At 63.7% G+C, this 16,154-nt stretch carries 16 protein-coding genes and 1 pseudogene; 8 read left to right on the forward strand and 9 right to left on the reverse strand.

The window, feature by feature from the left end; genetic code table 11:
* Positions 1-87 precede the first annotated feature (87 nt).
* The 3 genes from AB4Y77_RS16415 to AB4Y77_RS16425 form a co-directional block, all read right to left on the reverse strand.
* Positions 88-1,425 (reverse strand): ATP-binding protein, encoded by a 1,338-nt coding sequence (locus tag AB4Y77_RS16415; RefSeq protein ID WP_311212054.1) that lies wholly within the window; start codon positions 1,423-1,425, stop codon positions 88-90.
* A gap of 107 nt (positions 1,426-1,532) precedes the next feature.
* Positions 1,533-2,303, reverse strand: coding sequence for an SDR family NAD(P)-dependent oxidoreductase (locus tag AB4Y77_RS16420; protein ID WP_442014646.1), 771 nt, complete (start codon positions 2,301-2,303; stop codon positions 1,533-1,535).
* Positions 2,303-3,217, reverse strand: a complete 915-nt coding sequence (locus AB4Y77_RS16425; protein ID WP_442014647.1) for a fumarylacetoacetate hydrolase family protein — start codon at positions 3,215-3,217, stop codon at positions 2,303-2,305. Before AB4Y77_RS16425 ends, AB4Y77_RS16420 begins: the two co-directional genes overlap by 1 nt.
* Positions 3,218-3,355: 138 nt before the next feature.
* Between AB4Y77_RS16425 and AB4Y77_RS16430 the strand changes: the two genes are divergently transcribed.
* The 5 genes from AB4Y77_RS16430 to AB4Y77_RS16450 are packed head-to-tail and all read left to right on the forward strand — an operon-like array spanning position 3,356 to position 8,077.
* Positions 3,356-4,660: an L-fuconate dehydratase gene (locus tag AB4Y77_RS16430; protein WP_442014648.1), complete on the forward strand. Its 1,305-nt coding sequence runs from the start codon at positions 3,356-3,358 to the stop codon at positions 4,658-4,660.
* Entirely contained in the window at positions 4,657-5,964 is a 1,308-nt protein-coding gene (locus tag AB4Y77_RS16435; RefSeq protein ID WP_442014649.1) for an alpha-L-fucosidase, read from the forward strand. Before AB4Y77_RS16430 ends, AB4Y77_RS16435 begins: the two co-directional genes overlap by 4 nt.
* On the forward strand, positions 5,957-6,271 hold the full coding sequence (locus AB4Y77_RS16440) for an L-rhamnose mutarotase (RefSeq protein ID WP_442014650.1): 315 nt from the start codon (positions 5,957-5,959) through the stop codon (positions 6,269-6,271). Before AB4Y77_RS16435 ends, AB4Y77_RS16440 begins: the two co-directional genes overlap by 8 nt.
* Positions 6,268-7,215 (forward strand): aldo/keto reductase, encoded by a 948-nt coding sequence (locus AB4Y77_RS16445; RefSeq protein WP_442014651.1) that lies wholly within the window; start codon positions 6,268-6,270, stop codon positions 7,213-7,215. The genes AB4Y77_RS16440 and AB4Y77_RS16445 overlap by 4 nt, the downstream gene beginning before the upstream one ends.
* On the forward strand, positions 7,208-8,077 hold the full coding sequence (locus tag AB4Y77_RS16450; protein WP_442014652.1) for an amidohydrolase family protein: 870 nt from the start codon (positions 7,208-7,210) through the stop codon (positions 8,075-8,077). Before AB4Y77_RS16445 ends, AB4Y77_RS16450 begins: the two co-directional genes overlap by 8 nt.
* Here AB4Y77_RS16450 and AB4Y77_RS16455 read toward each other — a convergent pair.
* The 5 genes from AB4Y77_RS16455 to AB4Y77_RS16475 all read right to left on the reverse strand — a co-directional run bounded on the left by AB4Y77_RS16455 (position 8,074) and on the right by AB4Y77_RS16475 (position 13,773).
* Entirely contained in the window at positions 8,074-8,745 is a 672-nt protein-coding gene (locus tag AB4Y77_RS16455; RefSeq protein ID WP_442014653.1) for a FadR/GntR family transcriptional regulator, read from the reverse strand. The genes AB4Y77_RS16450 and AB4Y77_RS16455 overlap by 4 nt on opposite strands.
* Before the next feature lie 201 nt (positions 8,746-8,946).
* Positions 8,947-10,455: an amino acid permease gene (locus AB4Y77_RS16460; RefSeq protein ID WP_311212063.1), complete on the reverse strand. Its 1,509-nt coding sequence runs from the start codon at positions 10,453-10,455 to the stop codon at positions 8,947-8,949.
* Between the two features lie 144 nt (positions 10,456-10,599).
* Entirely contained in the window at positions 10,600-12,015 is a 1,416-nt protein-coding gene (gene aspA / locus AB4Y77_RS16465; RefSeq protein WP_311212064.1) for an aspartate ammonia-lyase, read from the reverse strand.
* Positions 12,016-12,028: 13 nt separating this feature from the next.
* The gene (locus tag AB4Y77_RS16470; RefSeq protein ID WP_442014654.1) at positions 12,029-13,057 is read right to left on the reverse strand and encodes an asparaginase; all 1,029 of its coding nucleotides are present in this window, start codon (positions 13,055-13,057) and stop codon (positions 12,029-12,031) included.
* Positions 13,054-13,773 carry a FadR/GntR family transcriptional regulator gene (locus AB4Y77_RS16475; RefSeq protein ID WP_311212065.1) on the reverse strand — a complete coding sequence of 240 codons (720 nt, stop codon included), beginning with the start codon at positions 13,771-13,773 and terminating at the stop codon, positions 13,054-13,056. Before AB4Y77_RS16475 ends, AB4Y77_RS16470 begins: the two co-directional genes overlap by 4 nt.
* A gap of 137 nt (positions 13,774-13,910) precedes the next feature.
* On the opposite strand from AB4Y77_RS16475, the gene AB4Y77_RS16480 reads away from it, so the two are divergent.
* The 3 genes from AB4Y77_RS16480 (at position 13,911) to AB4Y77_RS16490 (ending at position 15,648) form a co-directional block, all read left to right on the forward strand.
* Complete coding sequence (locus tag AB4Y77_RS16480; protein WP_442014655.1) at positions 13,911-14,417, forward strand: hypothetical protein; 507 nt, start codon at positions 13,911-13,913, stop codon at positions 14,415-14,417.
* 78 nt (positions 14,418-14,495) lie between these two features.
* Positions 14,496-15,104, forward strand: a complete 609-nt coding sequence (locus tag AB4Y77_RS16485; protein WP_442014656.1) for a hypothetical protein — start codon at positions 14,496-14,498, stop codon at positions 15,102-15,104.
* Positions 15,105-15,186: 82 nt separating this feature from the next.
* A complete protein-coding gene (locus AB4Y77_RS16490) occupies positions 15,187-15,648 on the forward strand; it encodes a DUF3817 domain-containing protein (RefSeq protein ID WP_442014657.1) in 462 nt (153 codons plus the stop codon).
* Positions 15,649-15,828: 180 nt separating this feature from the next.
* Here AB4Y77_RS16490 and AB4Y77_RS16495 read toward each other — a convergent pair.
* Positions 15,829-16,154 (reverse strand): annotated as a pseudogene (locus tag AB4Y77_RS16495) (hypothetical protein); the annotation flags it as partial.

The following is a 16,154-nucleotide window of genomic DNA, read 5'->3' on the forward strand; positions in this document are numbered from 1 at the left end:
GGAATACGTCGGGATCGCCGGTTAGCTCCGACGAACCCGCAGCCTTCCGGCGAACCCGCAGCGTTCCGGCGATCCCACGGGAAGGAGTTACACCCGCCCCAGCACGTCGATGTCCTCGAGGAAGTCCTGATGCACCTCGGGGCTCACGGTGGTGCGGGTGTCACCAATCGCGTCGAGGTAGTCCTGTGTCTCGGGACCCTTGCGCCCGTTGGACCTGGCCCCGGACCCGGCCCCGGACGCAGCGCTGGCTGAACCGCCTAAAGCAGCCCCGTCGTCGTACACTGCTTTTTCCAAAGCGCGCTGGGAGGCGCTGCGGGCCGCGAACTCGATGTCGGCGGGCGAGAAGCCTTCCGTCCGTTCCACCAGCTGGGCGATGTCCACGGAATCCACCACCGTGGCGGGGATGAAGCGCTGCCACATGGCTTCGCGGGCGTGGACGTCCGGGAGGCCGATGGGGATGACGTAGTCGAACCGGCCGTGGCGGAGGAATGCGGTGTCCAGGGCGCGGATGAAGTTGGTGGCGCAGACCAGGAGCCGGCCGGGTTGTTCGCGGAAGGCCGGGATGATCTTGAGGAGCTCGTTGGTGACGCCCTGCAATGGCGACGGCGGATCGCCGGCACGCTGCGATGCGATCTCTTCAACCTCGTCGATGAACACCACGGCGTGCTCCAGCTCGGCGATCTCCAGAAAGGTCTCGCGCAGGGCGCCCGCCAGGCCCTTGGGGTCAGCGGCCAAGCGCGACGGGAAGACTTCCACGAACGGCCACTCAAGACGCGAGGCAATGGCCTTGGCGAACGTGGTCTTTCCCGTACCCGGCGGACCGAACAGCACAACGGCGCGGGGGGGCACCACGCCATATTCGTCGGCGAGGTCGGCCTCAGCCAAGGGAAGCACCAGCCGTCGTTCCAGCAGTTCCTTCTCGCGGCGCATGCCAGCAACGTTTTCCCACAGATCACGGGCAAGGATGCGGCCACCGAGCAGGCTCAATGGCTCCAACTCCTGCCGCTGCACGGGGATGGTGCGCTCGAAATAGCGCAGGTTCTTCTTGACCACGAAGCCCCGCCCCAGGAAGGCTTCCACGCGGGTTTCGGTTTCAGGCATGAGCGCGGACAGCTTGTTGAGGCCGTGCGGGGCCATGCGGTTCTCGACGGCGGACAGCAGCGAGGTGCCGATGCCGCGGCCGCGGAACTCGGTGAGCGTGGCCAGGAAGACTATCCAGCCTTGGTCGTGTGCGGCGCGTCCGACGGCGGCGCCCACCACTTGATCGCCCTGCACCGCCACCACGGCGTGGTCCTTTTCGCAGGAAGCGAGGACTTCGGACAACGCGTACACCGGTTCCACGCCGTCGGCCTTGAGCGACTCCCAGAGGTGAAGGATGCCATCGAGATCGGACGAATGGAAGTCCCTGATGCGCCAGTTGCTCATGGGTGATGCTCCTGAGTTTGCTAAGTGAGTCGCCGTTGATTCCTTGAGGTTGAGCATAGGCGAACCACCGGTGCCGGACGTTGCACGCCCGTTGCGTTACGAAACTCCTACTGCACTGGACGCAACCGCAAACCCTGCATGCCGCCGTCGACCGCCAGCGAGGTTCCCGACGTCGAGCCTGACAGCGGGCTCGCAAGGTACGCGACGGCGCCGGCCACCTCTGCGGCGTCAACCAGCCGGCCGTGGGGCTGCCGGGCGTTGAGGGCGGCGCGCTCGCCGGCGGGGTCGGCAGCGGAATCCAACAGCCGTCCCACCCAGGGGGTGTCAGCGGTGCCGGGATTGACGCAGTTGACGCGGATCCCCTCACGGACGTGGTCTGCTGCCATGGCGAGCGTCAGGGACAACACTGCACCCTTCGACGCCGAGTACAGGGCACGCTGCGGGAGTCCGGCCGTGGCCGCGATGGAACAGGTGTTCACGATCGCCGCTGCCGGGGATTCGCGCAGATACGGCAAAGCTGCGCGGCTGACGCGGGCGATGCCCACCACGTTGACGTTGAGGACGCGCAGCCACTCGTCGTCGTCGTTCGCCGCAATGTCGCCTTGGGCGCCGATTCCGGCGTTGTTGATCACGATGTCCAGCCGGCCAAATTGCGCCACAACGGCGTCGACGGCGGCACGCACCGACGCGTCATCGGCCACATCGCACTGGACACCAAAGTGCGTGCTGGTTTCCGGGGCAAGGTCCAGGACGGCGACCTGCGCGCCTCCGGCAGCAAGGCGGTCCGCGATGGCCGCCCCGATGCCGGAGGCACCACCGGTCACGAGGGCTGCGAGGCCCTCAAAATCGTTGCCCACCGAGGGCGCTGCGGCTGCCATCAGGCGTTGACGTGGGCGGGAGCGGCTGCACCGGACACGGAACCGGTCTGTGCCCTGAAGTACTCCTGGCGCTGGCGTCCCAGTCCTTCGATCTCCAACTCCACGATGTCGCCGGGCTGGATGAAGGGGAAGCGGCCGGACAGTGCAACGCCCTCGGGGGTCCCGGTGATGATCACATCTCCCGGCTCCAGGACCATGTATTGGCTCAGGTGGTGCACGATGGTGGCCGGGTCGAAGATCATGTCCGACGTGCTGGAATCCTGGCGGCCTTCGCCATTGACCAAGGTCTGGAGGCGCAGGTTGCTTGCGTCGATCTCGGAGGCCGGGACCAGCCACGGGCCCAGGGGAGTGGAGCCGGGGAGGGACTTGCCTTTGGTCCACTGTCCCGCAGCACCGGGAATTTGGTAGGCGCGCTCGGAGAGGTCGTTCGCCACGGCGTAACCGGCGATGCAGGCTTCCGCCTCAGAGACTGAGGAAAGGTATGACGCTTCCCGGCCGATCACGATGGCCAGTTCCACTTCCCAGTCGTACTTTTCCGACGACGGCGGGATGGGAGCGGCGTCGAACGGTCCGGCGATGGTGTTGGTGGGCTTGAGGAAGACCACAGGAACCTCGGGTGGTGTGGCACCCGACTCGGCAGCATGGGCGGTGTAGTTGAGGCCGATGGCCACCACTGCACCCGGGCGGGCAACCGGCGCACCGATGCGCTGGCCTTCGGGGGAGATCTCGGGAAGTTCCCCGCTCTTCAGGGCTTCGCGGGTGCGCTCGATGCCATCCGAGGCGAGGAATCCGCCGTCGATATCCTGGGTCAGGGGCATGAGGCTGAAGTATTTCTCGGTGCCGTCGGCGTCCTGGGCGATGACGGCCGGTTGTTCGTTTCCGGCCGTACCCAGCCTGGCGAATTTCAAGGTCATGGCTTCCTCCGTGTTCGGGACTAACATCCGAGCTCTAGTGTGGTGTTCTCCCCCATAATACGGAAATGTGACCCATTGACAAGCAAGACATCGGATGTTTAGGCTCGGTGAAGAATCGTGACGCACTTCAGGAGCCGCATGAGCATCATCACCGCAATGGATACGTTCGATATCCGCTTTCCAACATCCCTTGAGCTGGATGGCTCCGACGCCATGAATCCGGACCCGGACTACTCCGCGGCATACCTGATCATCCGCACTGATGCCGGGGATGGACACGAGGGCCACGGCTTCGTGTTCACCATCGGCCGGGGCAATGAGGTGGAAACGGCGGCGATCAACGCGCTCCGTGGTCACCTCCTCGGCGCTGATGTTGAGGCGCTGCTGGCTGACATGGGAGCCACGTGGAAGCTGCTGGCCCATGACTCCCAGCTCAGGTGGCTGGGCCCCGAGAAGGGTGTCATGCACATGGCCATCGGAGCCGTGGTCAATGCGCTGTGGGATTTGAAGGCCAAACGTGCCGGGCTGCCGCTCTGGGAGCTGTTGGCCGGAATGACGCCGGAAGAGCTCGTGGCACTCGTTGACTTCCGCTACCTCACCGACGCACTTACTCCCGAGGAAGCGCTGGACATCCTACGCGCCGCCGAACCCGGCAGGGAAGCGCGGAAGGCGGCACTTCGCGCCGAGGGTTACCCCGCGTACACCACGACGCCGGGCTGGCTGGGGTACAGCGACGGGAAACTGACGCGGCTGGCCAAGGAAGCCGTTGCCGATGGTTTCACCCAGATCAAGTTGAAGGTAGGTGCCTCTTTGGAGGACGACATCCGCCGCGTACGGACGGCACGCGCTGCTGTTGGGCCCGACATCAAGATTGCCGTGGATGCCAACCAGCGCTGGGATGTCCACGAAGCCATCGACTGGATGGCCCACCTTGCCCCCTATGACATCGCCTGGATTGAGGAGCCCACCAGCCCGGACGACATCCTGGGCCACGCCGCCATCGCCCGCGGGGTAGCCCCGATTCCCGTGGCCACAGGCGAACACGTGCAGAACCGGGTGGTGTTCAAGCAAATGCTGCAGGCCGGCTCACTGCAGGTCCTGCAGATCGATGCCGCCCGGGTGGCAGGAGTGAACGAGAACCTCGCCATCCTCCTGCTCGCTGCAAAATTCGGCGTCAGAGTGTGTCCGCACGCAGGTGGCGTTGGCCTGTGTGAAGCCGTGCAGCACCTGTCCATGGTGGACTTCATCGCCGTGTCCGGCACCAAGGAAGGCCGGACCATCGAGTTCGTGGACCACCTCCATGAACACTTCATCACACCCGTTGACGTCCACGACGGCGCGTACTGGCCGCCGTCGAATCCTGGAGCCGGAAACGAAATGCTCCGTGAAACACTGGCCGCGTACAGCTTTCCGAACGGCCCCGTATGGAAGGAATCCCGTTGATCCAGCACGCACCTTGGTTCGAGGAGGCACGCTTTGGCATGTTCGTGCATTGGGGCCTCTATGCCCTGCCGGCACGCCACGAGTGGGTGATGAACCAAGAGGAAACAACGGTGGAGGAGTACTCCAAGTACTTCCGGCGCTTCGATCCGGACCTCTATGACCCCCATGAGTGGGCCCGGGCCGCACGCAACGCAGGGATGAAGTACGTGGTCCTCACCACCAAGCACCACGATGGCTTCTGTCTGTGGGACTCCGCCCTGACGGACTACAAAGCCACCAACACGCCCGCCGGCCGGGACTTGATCGCCCCCTACGTGGAAGCGGTCCGGGCCGAGGGATTGAAGGTCGGTTTCTACCACTCACTCATCGACTGGCACCACCCGGACTTCACCGTGGACGGGGTCCATCCCCAACGCAATGCGGCCGACGTCGAGAGCTTGAACGCCGGGCGTGACATGGACCGATACCGCCAGTACCTGCACGGCCAGGTGCGTGAGCTCCTCACCAACTACGGCACCATCGATTACCTGTTCTTCGACTTCTCCTACACAGGCGGACACCAAGAGGAATATTGGGGCGGCAAAGGCCGGAAAGACTGGGACTCAGACGCCTTGCTCGCCATGATTCGGGAGCTGCAGCCAGCCATTGTGGTCAACGACCGCCTGGAAATCCCGGGAGACCTGGTCACGCCGGAGCAGTACCAGCCTGCCGGCCCCATGATGGTCGACGGCGAACCGGTCACCTGGGAAGCCTGCCAGACGCTGAACGGCAGCTGGGGCTATGACAGGGACAACCTGAACTACAAGCCCGTTGACCTGCTCATCCGGATGCTGGTGGATGGTGTGTCCAAGGGCGGCAACCTGTTGCTCAACGTGGGCCCCACTGGAAGGGGCAGCCTGGATCCGCGGGCGCTGGGTTCGCTGGAGGGCATTGGTGAATGGATGAAACTGCACTCGCGCGCCATCTACGGGGCCGGAGCCTCGTCCTTTACCGCGCCGACGGATGCCCGTTACACGCAGCGTGGTGACAGGCTGTACGTCCACCTCTTTGCGTGGCCCTTCGAATACGTACACCTGCCGGACCTCGCCGGCAAGGTGGAATACGCGCAGTTGCTGAACGACGCCTCGGAGGTGTTCTTGCGGGAACTGGACCCCGCCCAGCAAGCCATGAACATGACCCCGGGCGGCCAACCACCCGGAACACTCACCATCAAGCTTCCCGTTCAAAAACCCGATGTCGCGGTGCCAGTGCTGGAACTTTTCCTGAAGCCCTCAGCCCTCCGGCAAGAGGCCGTCCATGGCTGAGAGCATCGCCCTCCACACCAAGCTCAAGCCGGGAACCGAGGACGAATACGCCGACGCCCACGCGCACATCCCGCCCGAACTGGTGGCGGCTCTCAAAGAGGCCGGGGTGAAGAACTGGCGGATCTGGCGCAGCGGTCTGGATCTCTTCCATGTGGTGGACGTCGAAAACTACCAAGCCATGCGGCACGCGCTCGCCGACCACCCCGCCAACGTGCCGTGGCAGGCACGGATGGCTGAACTTTTAGCGGTCCAGGATGATTACTCGGGGGAGGATGCGGGTATCCAGAAGATATGGGAACTGCCATGAACTCACTTGACCCGGGCACATTGGGCAATCTTGGCTTCGGCGGTGCGGGCATCGGGAACCTGTACCGGGCCATTCCGGACGGGGAAGCGCTCGCCACCGTTCTAGCCGCTTGGGACGCCGGCATCCGCTACTTTGATACCGCTCCGCACTACGGCCTGGGCCTGTCCGAGCAGAGATTGGGTGCCGTTCTCCGCGACAAGCCCCGCGACGAATTTGTCATCTCCACCAAGGTGGGCCGGCTGCTGGAGCCCAACGCCGCCGGTGGGCAGGACCCAGAGGGCTTCGATGTCCCCGCCACCACGCGTCGCGCGTGGGACTTCTCCGAGAAGGGAATCCGGCGCAGCATCGAGGACTCGCTGGAACGGCTTGGCGTGGACCACGTGGACATTGCCTATCTCCACGATCCCGACGTCCACGATCTCCACGCCGGCATCTCCCAGGCACTCCCGGTACTTGAGAAGCTGCGCTCCGAGGGAATGGTCAGGGCCATCGGTGTGGGAATCAACTCGGCCGAGGCTGCGCTGGAATGCGTCGAATCCGCCGACCTCGACCTCGTGATGCTGGCTGGCCGCTACACCCTGCTTGAGCAGCCCGGCGTTCCGCTGCTTGACCGCTGTGTGGAGCGCCGCACCGGCGTCGTCAGCGTTGGTGCCTATAACTCGGGCCTCCTGGCCCGGCCCGAAGTCCACGAGGACGCGCACTACAACTACCAGCAGGCACCCCCGGACGTGCTGGCGCGGGCGCGGCGTCTGGCGGCTGTCTGCCGCGACTTTGGCGTGGAACTTCCGACGGCGGCACTGCAGTTCCCGCTGCGGCATCCCGCTGTGGTGAACGTGACCGCTGGGGCCACTTCTCCTGAACAGGTGGCCACGAACGCATCCCGGATGGAAGCGCCCGTGCCGGAGGAGCTCTGGGACGCGTTGGAGGCGGCCGGGCGTGATTGACTCGCATCTGCACCTGTGGACGGTGGATTCCATCGTCACCGGCGGAGTGCGCCCCTATGGATGGCTCGGCCCGCAGCACGGTGCGCTCTACCGGAGTTTCGGTGAGGACGAAGCCCGCGAGAGGCTGGAGGCCGCCGGAGTTCGGGGAGCGGTGCTGGTCCAGGCCGACGACACCGTTGCCGACACCGAAGCCATGCTGGCCGTAGCTGCACGGAATCCTTGGGTGCTGGGCGTGGTGGGCTGGATCCGGCTGGATTCGCCTTCCGAGGCCGCGGAGCAGTTGGCGCGCTTCGGTGCCCAGCCCGTCTTTAGGGGCGTGCGGCATCTGATCCATGATGATCCGCGGGCTGATTTTCTTGACCTGCCCGCCGTTCGTGAGTCGCTGGCGATGGTGTCAGCGCGGGGGCTCGCCTTTGACGTTCCGGATGCGTTTCCGCGGCATCTGGAAGCTGCAGTGCGGCTGGCCCGGGACCTCCCGGAACTGACCGTTGTCCTGGATCATCTGGGCAAGCCTCCGTTCGGCGATCCTGACGTCATGGATTCGTGGCGCGCCGACTTCCGAGCCCTAGGCCGGGAGCCCAATGCCGTGGCCAAACTCTCCGGACTCCACCTGCCCGGCGTTGAGTATGAACCGGAGACCCTGCGGCCGCTGTTCGACACCGCTGTGGACGCTTTCGGGCCGGAGCGCTTGATGATCGGCGGCGACTGGCCGGTCAGTACCCTCGGGGCCCCTTATGGCAGGACGCTGGATGTGTTGTTGGAACTGGTGTCATCCCTGAGCCCGTCCGAGCAGGATGCCGTGCTCGAAGAGACCGCGATCCGGACCTACGGCTTGGCGGTCACCCCTCTGGCCGAGGGTTAAAGCGCCTGCCGCAGCCAGTTCTCCACGCCACTGATGTGCACCGTCACCAGTGCGCGTACCAGTTCGGCGTCTCCCCGCTCCAGCGCGTCTGCGATCGCGTGATGCTCGGCCAAGGTGTGGGCCACAGCTTTTTCCTGTGTCAGTCCGCGCCAGATCCGTGCCCGGACGGTGCTGCTGGACAGGGCCTCCAAAAGACTGCCGAGGTAGTCGTTTCCCGCGGCTTCGGTGATGATGCTGTGGAACTCGAGGTCATGGGCCACAAGTTCCTCGACGTCCGTGTTCTCGTTGATGCCGTCCATGGTGCTCCGGAGGGCCAGCAGTTGGTCGGGCGTCATTTTGCCCGCGGCCAAGTGCGCGGTAGCCGGTTCAAGGATCCGCCTGACCTCAAAGAGTTCCAGAATGGACCTATCCTGATGCAGGTCCACCACGAACGCCACGGCTTCGTTGAGCAGCTTGGCGTCGAGGCTGGTCACGTAGGTTCCGTCACCGCGGCGGACGTCCAGCACGCGGATCAGTTCGAGGGCTTTGACCGCCTCGCGCAGGGAACTCCTGGAGAGGCCAAGCCGCTCGCTCAGTTCCTTTTCCGGCGGAAGTCGATCGCCGGCCTTGAGTTCCCCGCGGATCAGCATGTCTTTGATCTTGCTGATCGCCTCGTCTGTGACAGCCATGGACCAATAGTAGCCACGAATGATCCGATGTCTGCCTCCGCCGCGTCCCCACCCAACTGAGTCGCAGTTGAGCGCGTTTTCAGTGCTCAAAACGCGCTCAGCTGCGACCTGGTTGGGGGCGTTAACGCACGACGGCGACACCCGGGTTCCGATTGTTACGGAACCCGGGTGCCGCCGTCGTGATTCAGCGGTTGTTGCTTGTTACTTATCGCCGCCGGGAAGCGGACGGTTGGCGATCACCGGCGCGCTGCCGGTGTAGCCGTCGCGGGTGGCAGCAAGCTCATGAATTTGCTTGCGGCACAGGAACCAGCCCCAGACCATGAGTCCGCAGGCAATCGCAGTGACCAGCATGGTCAAGGGGGACTCGATGAACACCATGATCAGGACGGCCGCCAGGAAGATCAAGGACAACCAGCCGGTGTACGGGGCACCAAACATCCGGAAGGACGGGCGTTTGACCCATCCCTTGTCGGCCCAGCGTTTGAGCTGCATCTGGCACAGGACGATGGTGGCCCAGGTGACGATGATGCCAACTGATGCGACGTTGAGCACGATTTCGAAAGCATCGGCCGGGACCAGGTAGTTCAGCGGAACACCGAGGAGGGAAACGCCGGCGGTGATGGCGATGCCACCGTAGGGGACGCCTGCCTTGTTCATGCGTTGGGCGAACTTCGGGGCAGAGCCGGCCACCGACATGGAGCGGAGGATGCGGCCTGTGGAGTAAAGCCCGGCGTTCAGCGAGGACAGTGCTGCGGTGAGAACCACAAGGTTCATGATGACGTCCACGCCCTCAACGCCGATGGAACCGAAGAACGTCACGAACGGGCTGACACCCTTTTCGTAAGTGGTGTACGGCAAGAGGAGCGCCAGCAGAATCACGGAGCCAACGTAGAAGAGGGCGATGCGGATGACCACGGAGTTGATGGCCTTGGGCATGATCTTTTCCGGGTTGGCAGTTTCGCCGGCTGCGGTGCCGATAAGTTCAATCGAGGCGTAAGCGAAGAGCACACCCTGCATGAGGATGATCATGGGAAGGACGCCGTTGGGGAAGACGCCGCCGTTGTCTGCGATGAGGCTGAAGCCGACTTCCTGGCCCTCCACCGGGGTGCCGAAGATGACGAAGTAGGAGCCCACCAGGAGGAAGGCCACCAGTGCTGCCACCTTGATCAGCGCGAACCAGAACTCCATTTCACCGAAGACCTTCACGGAGACCAGGTTGAGGCAGAGCACTACAACCAGCGCAATGAGCGCCCACGCCCACTGCGGAACGGCACCTATCCAGGCGACGTATTTGCCGAAGAACTCCATGTAGAGCGCCGCTGCGGTGATGTCCACGATGGTGGTGGTGGCCCAGTTGATCCAGTAGAACCAGCCCGAAACGAAGGCTGCCTTTTCGCCGTAGAACTCACGGGCGTAGGAAACGAAGGAACCCGACGACGGGCGGTGCAGAACCAGTTCACCGAGAGCGCGGAGGATCAGGAAGGCGAAGAAACCACAGATTGCGTACGCGATGACAAGGGAGGGGCCAGCTGCGTTAAGTCGGCCGCCGGCGCCCAGGAACAGTCCGGTGCCGATTGCGCCGCCGATAGCGATCATCTGGATCTGGCGGGGCTTAAGGTCCTTGTGGTAGCCGGCGTCCTCCTTGTGGAGGGCTTTCTCGCTGGCGTGCGCTTGGGCCGGGACCGTGTGGTCCGTGATGGGGTTGGTCATTGGAATCCTTAGGAGTGTCCTGTTGGGGGGTGTCCTGGGCGCGTCCGGCTCGGGGGTCCGGGCACGCGGAACAGCGCCTCGTGGGGTATGCCTCATCGGGCGGGACGGCTGACTGTAGCCGTGGGCTTACTGGCCAGTTTCGACCTATTTACTCAGGTTTGCCAGACGCTCAGGGCTGAGCAGTTCCTCGAGCTGGGCCGCGGTCAGGAGACCATGTTCCAGAACGAGTTCTGCCACACCCTTGCCCGTTGCCAGCGCCTCCTGGGCGATAGCGGTGGCGGAGGCGTAACCGATATGGGGGTTCAATGCCGTGACGAGACCGATCGACTGCTCCACGGTAAGCCGTAGCCGTTCGGTGTTGGCGGTAATGCCCCGGACGCAGCGCGCTGTAAGGGTGCGGCACGCTGCTTCCAGGTGGGAGATGCTCTTGTGCAGGCTGTGCACAATGATCGGTTCGAAGGCGTTCAGCTGAAGCTGGCCCGCCTCCGCGGCCATGGTGACAGTGACATCGTTGCCGATGACTTCATACGCCACCTGGCTGACCACTTCCGGGATCACCGGATTGATCTTGCCGGGCATGATCGACGAGCCGGACTGCACTGCCGGAAGGTTGATCTCGCCCAAACCCGCACGCGGTCCGGAGGACAGCAAGCGGAGATCGTTACAAATCTTGGAAAGCTTCACTGCCACGCGCTTCAGGACGCCGGACAGGTGCACGAAGGCACCAACGTCCTGGGTAGCCTCAATGAGGTCGGCGGCGGTGAGGAGCGGAAGGCCAGTGATTTCGGCCAGATGGCGGCAGGCGGCCTCGGCGTAGCCCGCGGGGGCATTCAACCCCGTGCCGATGGCGGTGGCCCCAAGGTTGATCTCGTGGATCAGCATGTGGGACTCGTCCAGCCGTGCCCGGTCCTCGCCGATGGTCACGGCATAGCCACCGAATTCCTGGCCCAGCGTCATGGGGACGGCGTCCTGGAGCTGGGTGCGTCCCATCTTCACCACAGTCCGGAACTCCCGGCCCTTCTCAGCGAAGGCCAGCTCGAGTTCTTCGAGGGCTTCCAAGAGCTCCTTCACGGAGAAGATCGTGGCCAGGTTCACCGCCGTCGGGTAGACGTCGTTGGTGGACTGGCTCAGGTTCACGTGGTCGTTCGGGTGCAGCTTGGAGTACTCGCCCTTGGGGTGCCCCAGGATTTCCAGTGCACGGTTGGCGATGACCTCGTTGGCGTTCATGTTGGAGCTGGTTCCGGCGCCGCCCTGGATCACGTCCACCATGAACTGCTCGTGGAGCATGCCGTCCATGATGTCCTGGCAGGCCTGCACAATGGCATCCGCTTTCTCGGCATCCAACAGGCCAAGCTCGTGGTTGGTACGGGCTGCGGCCTGCTTCACTGCGGCCAGGCCGCGGACCAAGTGCTTGTTGGTGGAGAGCGGCTGCCCGGTAATGGGGAAGTTCTCCATGGCGCGGAGGGTGTGGACGCCCCAGTAGGCATCCGCGGGTACATCACGGTCGCCCAAAAGGTCGTGTTCGGAACGGAGGGGGATCGCCTGATCGACGGTGGTCATAGCTGTCCTTGGTTTAGTTACTGAAAATGTGGGCCGCGCGGAGCTCGCCGACCGGAAGGCCGCCGCCCAGCACGGGTGGGCTTTGAAGCGTGTCCAAGCTGCCGCCGTCGACGCCCAGCCGGCGAAGAACCTCAACGGTGACAGGCATACGGGCGCGATCGCCGCCGTCGGAAATCTTGACGGCCACACCGGTGCCATCCGGGAGCCCCACCAGCTGGAGTCCCTCAAAGCCGTCCTTCGCGAGGAGTCCCGGTACGGCCCGCATGATGGCGGTGACGTCGCGGCCTTCGCCGGCCACCATTTCAGGGAATCGACGCATGGCGTGGGCGACTTTGCCCTCATCGGTGCTTGCGTCGGCAGCGGCGAGGCGGCCATAAGCCCTGGCCATGCCGTGCAAGGAGTGGGCGAAGAGCGGGGTCCCGCAGCCGTCCGTACTCACGGCAGCTGCTTCCTCGCCGGTGAGGTCCGTGATGGTGTCGCGGACCAGGACCTGCAAGGGGTGCTCAGGGTGCAAATACCCCTCCACAGGCCAGCCGTTGATGACGCAGACGGCGGTCATGGAAGCGTGTTTACCGGAACAGTTCTGCGCGAGCTGGGTGGGACCGTTGCCGGCGCGGAGCCATTCTTCGCGCTCCTGAACGCCGTACGGCAGGTCCGTGCTGTTGCCCAGTGCCGCTTCTGTGAGGCCGTGCAGCTTCAGGATTTCAGCGGCTCCGTCGCGGTGCATCTGTGCGCCAGAGTGGCTGGCAGCGGTGAGAGCCAGGAGGTTTTGGGGGATGTCCAAACCGGCCTTGAGCAGCGCCACGGCCTGCAGCGGCTTCAGGCTTGAACGCGGGTACATCGGCGCGTCCGGTTCGCCGGCTTCGACCGCGGTTGTGCCGTCTTCAGTGAGGGCAATCAGCGAGCCGTAGTGGATGCTCTCCACCAGGCCGTCGCGGGTTACCTCGACGAGGGGGACGTGGTGCGGCGCTTTGAGGTTTTGTGCCGCGGTTTGGTGGGGCGGTGCTGCGGGGGCGGGCATGGTGTCCTTTGGGATATTCATTTGCTGAGGATCGTGTCCAGTGCCACGCTGACGGCCTGCAGGTGGGCGGCCATCGCTTTGCTTGCGGCTTCGGAGTCGCCTGCTTCGATTGCGTTGAGGACGGCGACGTGTTCCTCGTCCGAACGGTGTTGCCGGTCAGCGACGAGGTTGAGGGTTTCCGACTGGTGGGCCAGTGCCTCGCGGATATCCGAGACGACGCTGGCGAACACCCGGTTTCCGCTGGCGCGGGCCACAGCAGAGTGGAAGCTCGCGTCCAGGTTCACCCAGGCTTCGGGGTCGTTCTCGCTGAGCATTTCCTGGACGATCTCTTTGAGGTGTTCAAGCTCTTCTTCGGTGCGGCGCTGGGCGGCGAGGCCCGCTGCCGGGATCTCGATGTGCGGGCGGGCCTCGTTGAGATCACGCGCGCTGTACTGACCCAAGGTAAGGTCGTTAGCAACCTTGTTGGCCACAATGAACGTGCCCTTGCCCGTCTTGGTCACGGTGAGGCCCAAGGTATTGCAGGATCGCAGCGCTTCACGAATGACGGAGCGGCTGACGCCGTACTGGCCCGCCAGTGTCGCTTCCGAGCTCAGCTTGGTGCCGATATCGAACTGGCCGCCCTCGATCGCACGCCTCAGCGCCGCGAAGACCGCTTCAGCTGCGGAGATGCGGGAAATGGGCATATGCCCGCCCTGGGGCTCTTGCTGTCCGGCTGTCCGGCTGTCTGACAGGTTCACGCTTTGAATATGGCACGGGTCACAAGCGACTGTCAACGCTGAAAGGCTTGCTTCAGGGTTTGGGGGTTGGTGAAGGCCCTCTTCACGCTGTCACCACGGCTTTCTGTCGGGACGAGCCATCCTTGACACAATGGACCATGCTCTTCACCAAAAAGTCCCTCATGCAGGACGGGTTCACCGGATTCCGGCCGCTCGACGAACTCGATCCCATGAGGATTCCCCAAGGCCCCGGCGTCTTCGCCATCCTTTGCCCCGCGGATTTTGACCCTGTATTCCTTAGTAAGAGCACTGCCGGCACGTTCAAGAAGAAGGACCCCTCGCTCAAACGGGAAGCCTTGGAAGCCGAGTGGATTGCGGATGCTTCCGTGCTGTATCTGGGCAAAGCGAGCGCCGGCAGCCAGGGTAACCGAGGGCTTCGCAAGCAGATCCAGGAATTCATGGACTACGGCCGCGGACGGCCCACCGTTGTCTGGGATGCCCGGCTCATCTGGCAACTACGGGATGCCTTGGACCTCATTGTTGCCTGGAAGGAGCTCCCCGCTTCCGAGGTCAATGCCGCCGAAGCCGACTACCATTCTGACTTTGTTTCGTCTTTCGGGCGGCTTCCGTTCGCCAACCTCGTCCAAGCGCGTCCCAAGAAGTAGCGAACAGGGCACGACGGCGTTGGATGAGTTCCGCCGTCGGCCTCCCGCCCGCTGTGCGTTCGGCGCATAATGGCAACCATGACGGCCACCAACCCCGTTGGAAGCAGATTGCATGGGCCTCGCATCACAGTTGAGGTACCCGTACTCCGTATTGGCGACGGAGCCTCCGACTACGAGGGCCTGGCCCGGTTCGTTGATGCCCTCCGTAAACCTTCGGGGTTGCACCTGACATTGCTGCACGTCGGGATCCTCGATGACTTGGTCCAGGACATCGTGGCGTGGACCAAAGGAGTAGCGAGGCCTGAGCATGTGCTCCCTGAAGTCGCCAGTTGGTTGACGGAGCTGCCTGTTTTGGCCGGATTCCTTGGCAAATCGGACCGGCTGATTCCCTTGGGTGGCGGACGGGTCATGGGCTTGGAAGTGGATGTTCCACAAGAAGTTCACGACTACCAGGCGCTCCTGCTGCAGGGTTTGCACTTTCTTCTGGACGATCTTGGACTCGACAACGTTGACGACTTCATCCTCAGCTCACCTGCCCTTGGTTACAGGTCTCCCCGATGGGTTCCGCATATTGCTGTCGGGAAAGCCCGCACGCGGCACGAACCGGTGGTCGAGATCGCTCCCGTTGCCATCGAGTTTGGCGATTCCCGCATCCGGAACGGGCAGGCACTGTCCTCGGCACAGTGAATTGTTGTTGGGAAGTGACGCATGGGAAGTTCTACAGCCGGTAAAATACGACGTGTCTCCCGTTTTCTACCTGAGGACTTCCATGCAGCCCCGCACTTTGTTCCGCACCGTAGCTTTTGCCGAGGCCGTGACTTGGACAATGCTGCTGATCGGGTTGTTCCTTAAGTACGTCACGCGCACCACCGACGTTGGCGTGAGCATCGCTGGCGGTATTCACGGCTTCGTGTTCCTTTGCTACGCCGCGACCGCCGCTTTCACTTGGATCAACCAAAAGTGGTCAACACGAACGGGCCTTCTTGCCATCGGTTCGGCTGTGATCCCGTACGCCACCATTCCCATGGAGAAGTCCCTCGACCGCCGTGGCCTTCTCGCCGGTGGTTGGCGCTTGGCAGCCGGGGGAGAATCACCGCGTGGTGGGTTCGAGAAAGCCCAGGCTTGGGTCTTGAGGAACCCGATCCTCGCCGTTGTTGTCACTCTGGTGGCCGTGGGCGCAGTGTTCAGCTTCCTCCTTTTCATGGGCCCTCCGGGGACCTGGTTCTCCTAGGATTCAACTGACGGAAAGCACCGTTCTTCGGAACTGGTGCTTTCTTCTTTTTAGGCGTCCCCATTCGGCGGGCCGCCACCACCCACTTTGAGTCTTGGATGGCTTGACGCACTATCTGCACAGTGCGTCGACGGGCGGTTCGCCTTCGAAGTGGGTGATGGCGGTTCGTGGTACCGCCGGCTATTTGCGATCTGTGCCGGGGCAGCCCCAGGAGTTGGGGTTTTGCTGGCAGGTGTCGGCGACGAGTGCTCTTTCTGTTTTCCAGACGTGGATGGTTTTGGCTGGTGTGGTCAGGTTCAGGGTTCCGTTGATGGGTAGTGGTGGCCCGTTGTTGACGGAGTAGGTGCCGGCGAAGCCGGTGGTGAGGGTGGCTTGGTAGTTGCCGGTTTCGGTGTAGATGTGGCTGGTTCGGGTGTCGTTGGTGAGCCAGTCGGTCTCGGGGATGGAGTAGCCGGCCACTGGGGTGGGTCCGAGGGCTCCTCCGTCGCCGAAGGTGTAGGTGTAGT

This window comes from Paenarthrobacter sp. YAF11_1 (genome assembly GCF_052113445.1).
Lineage (GTDB): Bacteria > Actinomycetota > Actinomycetes > Actinomycetales > Micrococcaceae > Arthrobacter.